Source organism: Phocaeicola dorei, assembly GCF_013009555.1.
GTDB classification, from domain to species: Bacteria; Bacteroidota; Bacteroidia; order Bacteroidales; family Bacteroidaceae; genus Phocaeicola; species Phocaeicola dorei.
Map to the genome: position 1 here is coordinate 5465644 of NZ_CP046176.1, position 13661 is coordinate 5479304.

The window sequence follows — 13661 nt, forward strand, 5'->3', positions numbered from 1 at the left end:
AATTAGTAGGCCAACACATTCCAAAGATCTCTGATACGTTGTTCGGGGTCCCATTTGCCATTGAATGTCCACTTGGCGGTAACGCCATAAAACTCCGGAGCATTCTCCGCCTCCTTCAAATTATCGTTTAACCAGCCACTATGCCCTCCTTCACGGGTACAACCATAATAATAGGTACGTAGCCCCCACGGACAGGGATCAAGCACTTTATCCGAATAAGCATAATGAATATTCCCGTCAAGCACATTCTTCGACATTTTACATTTGATGAGATAAAATTGGGAATCATGATGATAGCGTCCTAAAAGTGTCGGTGTCTCAGCATCAAATGAAGAATTGGTAATAACCAGTTTCTTGTTCTTGTCACCTCGTCCGTCATGCCAAATCATGGCACGGCTATCACCATAAAAATGGCAGCGTGTGGCATAGCACCATCCGCGAGGACAAAGAAAATCCACACCCGGACAACGAAGATAGAGATCGGCATGATAATACATACCATTGCTTCCGGGCGCCCACAAGGAAAGGGCATCGTTTCCATCGGCCCATACATTACTGTTGATGATGATGGTACGAGTGGCACGTCCAAAAATCGCCATCTGATGGATGGTCGTATTTTCAACGGCAGTTCCGTAATTGTTGTAAACAGTCAGTCCGCTAATAACACAATCATCCGCACCTTCCTGCAACACAATGACACCATTGCCTACCGGACGTCCATGATATTCCGTGATGGCACGTGTCTGGGCTGTTTCAGCCAAGACAATCCGCGTACTGTCACGGTTTTCCCCCACCAAAACAATATTAGGCCTGTCAATAATCACTTTTTGATGATACGTTCCGTTCAGCAATAAGATTTTAAAAGGTTCTGTCGGAATTTCCGGAGCCTTTTCAATAGCTGCCTGAATACTCTCTCCCGGCTTTACCACCACATCAAAAGCCGTACGCTCTACCATGGGACGACGATACATTTCAATAAGCCCGTTTTCATTCGCTCCTTTGGTTGCCAGACTGATTGCCACCTTATGCTTCGGATCATATTTGTCCGCCCATGCATTGTATATGGCAAAAAGCTCAGCCGGTCTGCTATTGTACCAACTATATCCGTTACGACGTTCTGTTCCTATTTCTTCCAAATGGCGACGTGGCAGCCCATCACGGTCACATACATACGGTTCACAATATTTCAAATCATAATAACGCGCCCAAATAGGCTTGGCTTGAGGATCTTCCACAAGACGAGTATCCCGCTCACCATTTGCCAGCACGATACGCTCGCATTTCAAACCGGTAAGTTTATACCTGTCAAACCATTTCATGGCTCCGTGAACCGCCCGCTTCACGCGTGCGTCGGGTGCAGGTAATTCCATGAGCAGACGCACAATTCCGGCACTCTCCGCCGAACAATAAGACGGCAACTCATACGCACGTGCCGGTGCAGGCTTCAATGTTTCCCTATCATTCTGCTGACACCACACTGAAGGTTCTCCATCCTTTATAATTTGTGTAGCCAGTATACACTCTATTCCTTTATTAAAGGCTTTTCCCAAACGTACACACAAAGCCTTGTCTATCAAATCATCCTCATAAGGCGCTTTGTGATTCATCATATCACGTATCATATTCAATGTATTGACAATGGCATCGTCATTAAAAGTAATATGTACCTGATAACCACGCGGACCGGGCCAGAATTGCGGCCATCCTCCGTTTTCGTATTGACCACTCAGCAAATATTCCACTCCCTGAAGGAAAGCATCCCGATAACGTATATCCTTAGTCTGCCTATAAAGACGGGCTAAAAAAATCATCTGGGCAGTTGTGGCATTATTATCTATCGTAGAATCATCACGACGTGATTTATCCTTTATCACTTTAGCCAGCTCTTTATCATTCATGCGGCGGGCCATATCTATATTCTTCGGCCAACCGCCCGTACAGCGTTGAAAAGCCAATACATTTTCAGCAATCCGCCGAGCTTCATCTGTCAGAAAGAAAGAATCCTGCTCCATACGTGCTATTTGTTTCCATTCCTTAGGATACGACTCATTATCCTTTTTATGAGCTCTTTGCTGCGCAAAGGAGCCGGTTGCCATGGCAAAAGCCATAAAGCCAATAAACACTTTTTTGAATGTATTTTTCATTATTCCTATATGTTTTGATAAAAACCAGCAAACAAAATTATGCGTTTTCCGATCTGAATACAGAGAATATTTGGTCTTTTTCAGGCAGATTTTGCACAGACACTGCTCAACCGACATAATTTCCATCAATGAAAACACGGAATTACATAAAAAAGCAGTGCTATGGACTTGTCCTCCATAACACTGCCACCTATATTTATTATAACTGACAAACTCCTACAGCTACAAACCTCACTCCTCCTATTTTATCTCATCCCACTTCGGTGGATTCACCTGCATCAAATGGCGGACAAAGAAATCATACCGCTTATGTTCGCCAAAAGCTTCCCCCATTGTATGATGTGCTCCGGGAATCACGACCAATTCAAAATCTTTATTCGCCTTAATCAATGCATTGACCACCTGCATAGTAGAGGCAGGATCTACATTATCATCCAACTCACCTACCACTAACATCAAAGGACGGCTCAACAGATGTGCATTTTCCACATTAGATCCTTCTTTATATTGATCTCCTACCGGATAGCCCAACCAAAGTTCATTCCACCAAATCTTATCCATACGGTTATCATGACAACCACAAGCTGAATAAGCCGCTTTATAGAAATCAGGATAAAGCAAAACTGCATTTGTAGATTCCTGACCACCGGCAGAACAACCGTAAATACCTACCCTGTCCACATCCATATAAGGATATTTCCGTGCAGCCGCCTTCATCCAAGCAATATGGTCCGGCAAACCGGCATCTTTCAAATTCTTATAACATACATTCTCAAAAGCACGCGAACGGAAAGAAGTTCCCATTCCATCGACCATTACGACGATAAAACCAAGTTCGGCCAAGGAAGTCATATTCCAGTCATAAGGACGGAAAGTCTTCGGAACATACTGGTCTCCGGGACCTTGATAAATGTATTCAATAACCGGATATTTCTTGTTCGGATCAAAGTTAGTGGGCCGGGCAATCAATCCCCACATATCCGTCTTGCCGTCCCGCCCTTTGGCAACAAATACCTCCGGAGCGTTCCAACCTTCAGCCTCCAAGCGAGTGATATCAGCTGTTTCCAACGGCATCATCACTTTACCATCCCTGGCACTACGTAACACAGCTACAGGAGCCTTATTCACCATAGAATAAACATCTACCAAATACTTCATATCTTCCGAAAACCAGGCACGGTGCATCCCTTCTTCGGGAGTAAGACAGGTAAGACCTTTGCCATCAAAACCAATGCGGTAATAACGGATGAGATAGGGGTCCTCACCGGCTTCCATACCATTTGCCGAGAAATAGATCTGACGGTTATCCTCATCTACCCGAAGCACTTCGCGTACATACCATTCTCCTTTAGTAATTTGATAATCGGGCTGTGCGGTAATACGGTTGTACATATAAAGATGATTCCAATTGTCACGCTCACTCATCCATATCATCTGCTTGCCGTCTTTTAAGTCATGACGGAAATGACGGGTATAATTCACATATTTATCGCTGGTTTCTTCTACCAACGGACGCACTTTTCCCGTTTCGGCAGAAAGTTCAAGCACTCTGTACACCTGATGTCCGCGCTGGTTATATTCAAAAGTCACGGCACGGCTGTCGGGATTCCATTCGGGACCATATACTTCATATTGTCGGTCGAACAATTCAGTAGAAGGAATAATGCTTCGTCCGCTTTCCACTTCATAGATGCAGGGCACTTTAAAAGGAAGTTCGTCTCCCGGCTTCGCATACTCCTGTTTGTGAAGCTTGGGCTGAAGCTGATCAGCCGGAGAAGATTCCACATAATAAACATAGCGCTTTTCCACCGGACGGATCTTGCAGGAAGCCACCTTCTTACTGTCCGGTGACCAGCGGATGTAGGCTGAATAATAATTACCCAGTGTCCCGTCCAAGCTCAGTTGCTTTTCTTTTCCGGTAGCCACCTCCTTTACATAGATATTCTGATTTTTAATAAATGCTATCCATTTACCATCAGGAGACGGAACCGGCGATGCTGTCTTCTCATCATCCACCTCCATCCAATGCTTTTGCTTGGGAGGGAGAGGAAGCGCCCCTTCATTGACCAGCTGATTTTTCCGGGATGCATACATCCAACGTTGATTATTAAACACAAAGTGTAGCGTATCCAATCCCTTACTGACCGACAAATGCCCCAATGCAAGAGCTTCCGGCTTGACCTCTTTTCCGGATGCAGCACCCAGCGCCTTTGCCAGACGATGAGAATCAAACAATTCTTTTCTAGCTTTTTTATCTGCATCTACAGATACATACAGGCGTCCGTCCGGAGTATTCCGCACATACCAAAACTGATGAGTACCCTCTATCCATTGCGGATTGACATTGGAATAGAAAACTTTATCCGCACTGAACTTCTCTTTCAATGCATAAGCACGCCGATAATCATCAGCCGTACCTTGAGCGATAGCCATGCCCCCACTAAGGAACATGGCTACCAGCCAACCTAACTTACCAACCTTCATTTTGAATTATTCTATTTCACTTCCCATTCAAACAAACCCGATGAATTATCGGCCGGCTGAACAATCTCCAGTTTTACCGCTTTTGTCTTTACCGGGTCAAAATTGACTGTATTCCCCGTACCTTTTTCCACTCCATACTTATCCGCTCCACTCACCGGTTGCCACTGACCTTGTGCATCTTTATAGTACACCTTCCAACTTTGCGGTATGCGGCATCCTCCCCAAGGAGCATCATCATACCAATATACGGTAGCACTGGAAACAGTCGCTTCGGACGGAAACTCGTAGGATATCCATTCGGTAGTTCCCTGTTTGGGCCACCAATGGTAATAGGGTACGGAACGGTCATTCTCATCTTTCGGTACCAGACGGTCATTAATGGCGGAGATGGATTTCACCTTATGCGAAGCATCCACTTTGCTTTCCGATGCCAGCGTAGCAGGCATAGTCGGACGGGAAGCACTTAATTCCTGAGGCAACCATACAGCCATAGCACCTGCACCGCGGTGTGCCCAAGCATAGTAAGGGATCAACGTCAGCTTTACATCAGTAGCCGTCAGACGACCTCTATCGTCATAACCCAGAATCTGTGCATCTGTTTTCAATTGGTTAATACCATACAGCAAATCCGGCTTTTCAACCACCTCGAATTGAGGAGTGCGGTTCATAAACACGCTCAGCACATCAAAATCATTATCCGGCCATTCCGCACAATATACGACAGGACCCCGTTCCACGGCAACACGTCCCCGGTCAGCCTCCACCTTGTTATTCGCCTTGACCGTACGCGGTTCCATGTCAAAATGCACTTCCACCTTGTCTCCCTTCTTCCAACGGCGGTCTATGCAGAAATAACCGTCCTTCAGTTCACTCTGTACCGGTTCCCCATTTACTTTCACTGTATAGCTCAAACGCTTTCCATCCGAATAAGTGTACAGGTCACTGGGAACTACCTGATTACGCACCCATCCCGGAATACGGATTTTCATTGTAAACTGTCCGGCATTGTTTTTGTTGACACCGATAGTGACATCACCGTCCCAAGGATAATGAGTGGCCTGCTCCAAAGAAACAGCCTTACCCTCTACCTTCAAGTTCGAAGTATTGGACATAAACAGATTCACATACACGTCCTTGTCCTTCACCGCATAAACATATCCCGGCAAAGAGGGGATAAAACGACAGACATTGGACGGGCAGCAGGCACAACCGAACCAAGGCTGGCGCTGATGCTGGCCGATACTTTCCAACGGATTGGGATAGAAAAAGCCGCCTCCGTCCAATGATACGCCGGAAATCAGGCCATTATACAAAGTACGTTCCAGCACATCATAATATTTGGACTCGCCGTGAAGCAGGAAAAGACGATAATTGACATACACATTGCCGATAGCCGCGCAAGTCTCGCAATAAGCCGACATATTGGGCAACTCATAGTTTTTGCCGAAAGCCTCTCCGTTGCTGGTCGCCCCGATGCCGCCGGTAATATAATATTTCTTGCCTACAATATTATCCCAGATACGGTCGATGGCATGAATATAAGCCGAATCCCCGGTCAATGCGGCAACGTCTGCCATACCGGCATACATATAAGCGGCACGCACGGCATGTCCCACCGCCTCATCCTGTTCCGTCACCGGCTTATGCGCCTGGCTGTATTCATCCGTACGGCTGGTATGTCCCCGCTGGTCAAGGAAGAATTTTGCCTGATCCAGGTATTTCTGCTGCCCCGTTACCAGATAGAGCTTGGCAAGCGCCATCTCGGCAATCTGATGGCCGGGCACACGGACTTGCTGTCCGGGACCGGAGCCTATCTCACGGCATACGCAGTCGGCATAACGGATAGCGATATCCAGAAAATTACGCTTCCCGGTCGCCTGGTAATGAGCGATGGCCCCCTCTACCATGTGTCCCAGATTATAGAACTCATGGCTCAGTTCCTCCACCTTTTCCCAACGCTTGCTGCCCGCCCATTCGTGCGGATGCTTGGGATTCATGGTACGGCTGGTGTAAAGGTATCCGTCCGGCTCCTGTGCGGCAGCGACGATCACCAGCACGCTGTCAATGTATTTGGCCAGCTTTTTATCCGGATAAGTCTGCAACAGGTAACTGGCCCCCTCTATCGTCTTATATACATCCGTATCATCAAAAGCCAGCCCGCCCACTTTGATAGTATCGCTGGGATGGGCCGCATTGATAAAATTCCGGTATCTTCCCGTCTCCTCACATTTGCTGAAAGCCAGGGGAATGGTCACTTCACGGCTGGCCTTGAGACGCTGCCCCCAAAACGAGTCGGTCACTTTCACCGAAGTGAAAGGCACAGGGTCTATAGGATAACCGTGTGACTGGTGTTTCACTTGTGCCTGACCGCCGGTTACGGCAGCCGCCAATAAAGTAGTAACTAAAAGTTTTTTCATGGTTATATCATTTAATTGTTATCGTCATATTCCGTGCCTGTTTTACGGAGGTGCAATTTACACATTCCGAACATAAAACAGGCTCCGTATTCCAAGCAATCCAGGTATATAAATTCACCAAAATCACTATTTCCGTCCTTGTAACGGTATATATTCATCCCACAACTTCAACGAGTGCAGATACCCCGTAAAAGGCCACTCTCCTTCCGCATTCCGCCCCAAGGTCACAAACTGAGACGGTTTTACCAACAACTGGATGTCTTTTCCACTCACCTGTTCTCCATTGATATAGACCTGCTCCATGCGTCCGTCAAAACAGATGTAAATGTGCTGCCACCTGCCCGTCAGCTCCTTCATACCTTTATATCCCGCATCCTCATACCATCCGTAATGGTTGATCACCCCGCAGCGCGGTTCCGTACCGTTCACCAGCATGATCTTCTCCAGTTCGTCATGCAAGGTTGTAAAATCGGCTACACACTCATTCTCGGCTATGGAATCATTCAGCACCCACGCCTCCAATGTATAGGGAGCATTGTCCTGCAAAGTAGCCGGCAAAGAGAAACTGGAACGGAACAACTGGCTGCCGTCAAAATGAAACGCCTTTTTCCCTTCCGTCTCCTTCACGACCACAGGAGCTTTCAAGGCCTCAAAATATCCTTTCACACCCCGGTTCGTCAAATAAGGAACGGTATCGCCGACAGCAAAATCATCAGCAGTAATGCTCACCACCAAGCCACGTTTCCGACAGTCGGCAGCAGGCAGACGGACCACATCCGTAGCCGCGTCGTAAGCCCGTTCCGCCGGTTCCAGCTTCCAGTTATAATACCGCAAATTAGTAATAACCAACGGCTCATTGCCGCTGCGGAGCGAAATCATTCCCTGAGAGAGACAATGCTCCGTCTCATAACTCCGCCATTTCCCGGAACGGTAAACCAGTCCGCTCAGGGTATGTTCCTTGGACGGGGAAAGTAAAGAATGGCAATACTCCAATACAGTGCCTGGCTCCAGCATCAACGCATCGCGTCCCTCTATACGGCAAGTACGCGCCGCACCTTCCTTCAAGACAAACGCACCGCCCAGCATTCCCTCATTATTCCGCCACTCGCGTCCATCCCAGTCGGCAGCGGTCAGTCCCAGCCATTGCTGGGGAAGCGCCTCTTCAATCCCCCCGAACACCTTCACGTTCCAGACAGCCCCTCCAAAACCGTTTTTCTGGCCGCCCGTAAAAGTAAGACGCACATAGCGGGCCTCCGCCTTGCCGAAGTCAACCATCGGACTGCCTGCCAAGTGGTTGTTCCGCTTATCAGCAAAAACAGACCAATGCTTGCCATCGACAGAAGTCTCTATCAAATACTGATAAAACTGGGTTCCATATTCAAACTGGGTCCAGACGGTCTGTATTTCCCGGGAACTCCCCAAATCTATCTCAAGCCATTCCTGCCCCATACCGCGAGGACGCCACAAAGTCCCGTTATTGTCATCTACGGCATATTCGGCGCGAAAATTATCATCATAACAAGAAGAAGCCCTTACCCCGGCGCCCAATGCCAGATTCTCCGATTTCACCACCGAAGGAGCCAGTGCGCCTACCCCCTTGTGGGTAGGAATAACCTTCCTGATGCTTCCATCCGCCGCAAACTCCATCTTATCCATGCAGAGCTGGCGGTGAAAGCCACGGTTGGAGTGCGGGTTGTCATGCCGGTGGTACACTATATAATAGTCATCCCCTTCCTTCAAGATACTGTGATGTCCCGGGCCGTGCACCGTCCCGTCCTCATTCGTTTCCAGAATGCAGCCCTTATATTCGTACGGTCCCAGCGGATGGTCCGAAGTAGCATACTGCACCCTGTAAGTATGGTCATGGCAAGAGCCCGAGGAATACATGAAATAATAGATTCCATTCCGCTTCAATACAAAAGGAGCCTCAAAAAAGTCAACCGCCTCCGTATTCGGTATGAGCCGCGTTTCCGTAAACCCCTTCAGGTCGGGAGTCATTTTTCCAGCTCCGCAACCGAAACCTTTATAGATTCCCCACGTTCCCCAATACAAGTACACGGAACCGTCATCATCTACAAAAGTCTGTCCATCCAGTGTAATCGCATTGGTCACGAAGCGGTCGGGAACAAGCACCGCCTCGCTTTCACCCAGGATATTCTTCCAGGGTCCCCTGGGCGTCTCGCTCACCCCGCAATGAATGATACACGGCTGGCAATAAAAATAATAATACCTGCCATCCGTATGCCTGATCACATCAGGGGCCCATATCCAATGGCTGTCGGGCCAGTTCATGGGCATCAGCGTCCAGTTTACAAAATCCTTGCTCGTCCACACCTGGGCCGGTCCGAATCCCGCACCGCTGCCGTCCGTAGTGGCATACATGTAATACGTGTCGCCAAACTTCTTTATCGTAGGATCGGCAAAGTATCCGGGAATCACAGGATTACCCGTCCCCGGCGCGTCATGCTTCTTGCGGGCAAACCCCGAAACCGCCCCCAGCAACAAAAAAGCGGCCACTAAGTATATTCTGTTCATCTCTATTTATGTACAATATTATTGACCGGTATCTCTATCTCATAAAAATATTCCTGTAACAACCGGTACATGTCCGGGTCATAAGATTTCAGCTTCGCACGGCGGTTCACCCAGTTATGCACCCCGTTAGCCGGATCGGCATAACGGTTACAGTTAAAGAAAGACTGCACACACTCCGCAAAATACTCTTCCTTGTTGCTGACCGCATACGTGTCTTTCCACAATCCTTTCCGGATGGCATTCTGCCGCAAAGCCTCCAGCCGGTCATTGAAACCGGGTTCCACCCCGACAATGCCCACCGTGTGAATCAGGTGTGCAAACTCATGAATCAAGATATTCTCGCCCACATATTTGTCTTGCGGCAATGCCAGCAGGTTCTCTTCTCCGCAACTGGACGAAAGTTCATCCTCAGGCGCCCCGCCAAAACCGCGCGCCCGCCAGTTCCAATACTTGATACTATCTTCACAATTACAAATATGCGCAAACTCAGGCAGGTCACAAGTCTCCTCATCCTTGCCGATCACCATCACATGACAGCCCCTCTTCACCATGTGGGCCTTTACATCGGGACGTTTGGCCAGCATCAGGCTGATGATATCACACGCCTTCAGCAAAGCCTCGTCACTGACCCGTTCCGAAGAAGTGACATACAATCCCTCCGTCTCAATGTATTTCTTGTAGAAAGAAGGAATCCCCTTGCCTTCGGGAACCGCAGTTACCCGGCCGCGCAACGGACAAAGTTCCAGCTTCATGGCAAATCCTCCCCCCGAGGCAAGGTGCAGTTTCATCCGGCTTTCGCGGTCCACGATCCTTTTCTCCATACGGTAGTCTTCTGCCTGTTTGTCGGCATTGATGCCGTCAACAAACAGCGTAGCCGTATAACGGACCCCTTCCGGCAGGAAAGAGAAATCCAGCTCCACATCCCGTCTATCCCAATTGGTCATGCCACCCACATACCAGTTGACATCCTTCTTGCGGACAGTCACGATATACTTGCCAAGCTCACCGGAAGCGATAAAAGTAGAATCCGTCTCCACAGGCAGAGAAGCCATGAAATCCACACATTCCTGCTCATTCAGATAGTTGGTAGGCGCATCACACAACATAGTAAAAGGAGAATCGTGTACAATATAGGCAGCCAGTTGATGACACCGGGTTCCCATGCTGGCCGGTGTGTAATACATGGCACGCCAATCCGCCTTCGTAGCATTGCGCATAGCTCCCGGCGTATAATCCACCGGTCCCGCCATCATACGGATATAGGGGAAAGTAACATCATAAAGAGGCATATTATTCTTGATATCCGTCCATTTCACCTCTTCCATGCCAAACACGCTTTCAAAATTGATAATATGAGGGTAGGTACGATTGATACCTGTCGGTTTGTAAATGCCGTGCAGATCAAGGGTTAATTTATACCGAGCCGTCATCTCAGCGATGCGATACACCATTTCGACGGCAGTCTGATCATCACGATCCAGGAAATCCACTTTAAAACCTTTGATTCCCATATCCGCATATTTTTTACAAGCTGCTTCCAACTGGCTGTCGAGTACATTAAACACCGTCCAAAGCACTATTTCCACCCCTTTGGATTTGCCGTATGCTATCAGCTCCGGTAAATCAAGTTCGGGAATAACGGTCAGCATATCCCCACTTTTCGGAGCATACCATCCTTCATCCAACACAATAAATTCCAATCCGTTCCGGCTGGCGAAATCGATATAATATTTATACGTATCCATGTTGATACCGGCTTTAAACGGCACTCCTTTCAAATTCCAGTCATTCCACCAATCCCATGCCACTTTCCCTGTCTTTATCCATGAGGTATCACCGATACGGTTAGGAGAGGCCAAGGCATAGACCAGGTTGTTGACCGGCATATCCGTATCCTTCTCCGTAATGGCCAACACACGCCACGGATAGGAACGGGAGCCACGGCTACGGGATATAAAATCTGTGGTTTCGGTTACATATTCCTGCTTCCGCCAAGGATAAAAGTCTGTTTTAGCCGGATAAGGAGCAAAGACACCTTTCAATCCATACTTTCCCTGCTGTGACTGCACAAACATGCCCGGATAAGCTTCCAAATCTGACTCCAACAGGGTCAGTTTTACGCTGCCGCAATCCACAGTAACCGGAAGAAAAGCCTGTTTAGGCTGTGCTTTTGACAGAGGAGTGATATCATAGACATTCTGAAAGGCCATCGCCATAGGTTGCTTGTCGTTTGTGGTATAAGGAAGATAAGCCGTATAATCCTGAGGAAAGTTAAATTCCGCCACTTCATCCTTCACAGTCACTTCTGATGTCACGGTGGTATAGAAGCGATAGGCGACCCCGTCATTGTAAGCCCGGAAAGTCACGCCGAATCCGCCTTGCAGCTTCAAGTCCAGTTCGTTGCAGGCTGCAACGAACTCCTTGAAGCGGTAGAACGGCGATTCTACCTTATCCTCTATCTTTTTCCTTCTTTCCCTTGTTACCCGGGAAGATTTACCTACCAAGGTTCCGTCGGCCAGAACCAAACCTATGTTAGAATGTGAGAGAATTGTATCATTTTCATGCATAATCCGGTAAGAAAGCCCATCCCCCGTACTAATCTCGACTTTCAGTCCTCCGTCCGGAGAAGAGAGAGTATAGTTCTTAACTTTAGCCGCCAATGGAGCATTTCCAATAAATAAAAGCAATGACAAGATTGCCAAACCAAGTGTTCTGTTGTTTTTCATAATCTATCGGTTATATACTTTGTGCATTTGCAAAGTAAAATAAAAAAAGAATAAGGAAAGGAAGAAATAATATAATGTAATGGCAGAATCGTCCAATAATTACCGTCCTGCGACACGAATATCCAGCCGGTTGTACTATTTTTCCATCCCGCTAGACTATTTTTCCATCCCGTCCGGAACCGGACTCCCCGTCATTTCTGTCCGGCACGGGCATTATACGCTCCCTTTCACATGAAATCCCTCCGGCATCCCTTCCCTTTTCTCCCGGCAGACCCCAAAAAAAGGATAGTCCCTTCACCCGGAACTATCCTTTCAAGCTCAACACAGAATCAATCCCCCGCGTTATTCAACCGTATAATTGATCACGAAACGGAAATACTTCGAGGTATCATTCATATCCACCCAGCCGACATTCATTTTACCCGTTGTTCCTACGGCAAGCCCGTCATTGTAACCTACTCCGCAAGCCTCATCACTACTGTGATATTCAATGTAGGCGGCATAACCGTCCGTTCCCCAACTGACAGCCTCACCACTTGTATTCATCCAGTAGCCCGGCGCATTGGCTGTATAGTTTTCTCCCATATCGCTCCACTCTCCCGTAGACGGGTCTGCCAGACAGAACTTGATGTCCGTATTATCCGCCGCCTTAGCCAGGAACTCTTCTATGGACATATCAAACACGGTCTCGATATTTTCCTTGTAATCTTCAACCGGCAGGGTCACTGTCGCATTATCGGACGAGAAGACAACAGAAACCACCGACACGGTAGGATCTGTGACCCCGACTTCAAAAGTAAAGCGCACATAGTCATCATAGTCTGGTCCGTTTACCGCAAAACCCACATTCAGCGTAAGGACCGTCCCCGCCACAATGCCTCCTTCCGTCAGTTCCACATTCAATGTTTTCGCCGCTTTATCCAACGTCACCGTAGCCTTGCCGTCCGCATCATCCGCGCTGCACGGCTGGCCGACCGAATTGAAATACCAGCCTGCGCCGTCTTTGGTATAGGCCGTCTTCAACCATTGGTTGCGGGTCGTGTTTATGGGATAAAAGACAGTGGCCTTGGTATCCAGCCCGGCAACAGCCGCATCCACACTCATTCCCATCAATTCTTCAAACTTGTTCGTATAGTCCGACAGGTTCAAAACATAAGCGTGCCTGCCGTTCACTTCCAATGCCACATTAGTAGTAACCTGGGCATTGGTATTTGTCTTCAGATACGGGTTTTCGTTTTCTCCGTATATATGTTTGGATGTTGCGTCAGTATAATCATCGCTACAACCTGCAAAAGCAAGTAGCGAGCAACAGCAAAGTGCCAATAATATATTCTTTTTCATCGTTTTTCTTTTTA

At 47.9% G+C, this 13661-nt stretch carries 6 protein-coding genes; all 6 read right to left on the reverse strand.

The genetic code is table 11. From position 1 onward, the window contains the following. Positions 1-2: 2 nt before the first annotated feature. Positions 3-2144 (reverse strand): pectate lyase, encoded by a 2142-nt coding sequence (gene pelA, locus GKD17_RS22465; protein ID WP_032935957.1) that lies wholly within the window; start codon positions 2142-2144, stop codon positions 3-5. Positions 2145-2384: 240 nt separating this feature from the next. Beyond that, positions 2385-4628, reverse strand: a complete 2244-nt coding sequence (locus tag GKD17_RS22470; protein WP_007834137.1) for a DPP IV N-terminal domain-containing protein — start codon at positions 4626-4628, stop codon at positions 2385-2387. Positions 4629-4639: 11 nt separating this feature from the next. Beyond that, complete coding sequence (locus tag GKD17_RS22475; protein WP_007834139.1) at positions 4640-7045, reverse strand: glycoside hydrolase family 127 protein; 2406 nt, start codon at positions 7043-7045, stop codon at positions 4640-4642. Between the two features lie 126 nt (positions 7046-7171). Next, positions 7172-9580: a family 43 glycosylhydrolase gene (locus GKD17_RS22480; RefSeq protein ID WP_007834141.1), complete on the reverse strand. Its 2409-nt coding sequence runs from the start codon at positions 9578-9580 to the stop codon at positions 7172-7174. A 2-nt stretch (positions 9581-9582) separates the two neighbouring features. Then, a complete protein-coding gene (locus GKD17_RS22485) occupies positions 9583-12306 on the reverse strand; it encodes a glycoside hydrolase family 97 catalytic domain-containing protein (RefSeq protein ID WP_007834143.1) in 2724 nt (907 codons plus the stop codon). Positions 12307-12648: 342 nt separating this feature from the next. Then, entirely contained in the window at positions 12649-13647 is a 999-nt protein-coding gene (locus GKD17_RS22490; protein ID WP_007834148.1) for a DUF4859 domain-containing protein, read from the reverse strand. Positions 13648-13661 lie beyond the last annotated feature (14 nt).

Bases quoted from the DNA above. Each gene is read 5' to 3' on its own strand.
- pelA (WP_032935957.1), bottom strand. From the start codon at position 2,144: ATGAAAAATACATTCAAAAAAGTGTTTATTGGCTTTATGGCTTTTGCC.
- GKD17_RS22470 (WP_007834137.1), bottom strand. From the start codon at position 4,628: ATGAAGGTTGGTAAGTTAGGTTGGCTGGTAGCCATGTTCCTTAGTGGG.
- GKD17_RS22475 (WP_007834139.1), bottom strand. From the start codon at position 7,045: ATGAAAAAACTTTTAGTTACTACTTTATTGGCGGCTGCCGTAACCGGC.
- GKD17_RS22480 (WP_007834141.1), bottom strand. From the start codon at position 9,580: ATGAACAGAATATACTTAGTGGCCGCTTTTTTGTTGCTGGGGGCGGTT.
- GKD17_RS22485 (WP_007834143.1), bottom strand. From the start codon at position 12,306: ATGAAAAACAACAGAACACTTGGTTTGGCAATCTTGTCATTGCTTTTA.
- GKD17_RS22490 (WP_007834148.1), bottom strand. From the start codon at position 13,647: ATGAAAAAGAATATATTATTGGCACTTTGCTGTTGCTCGCTACTTGCT.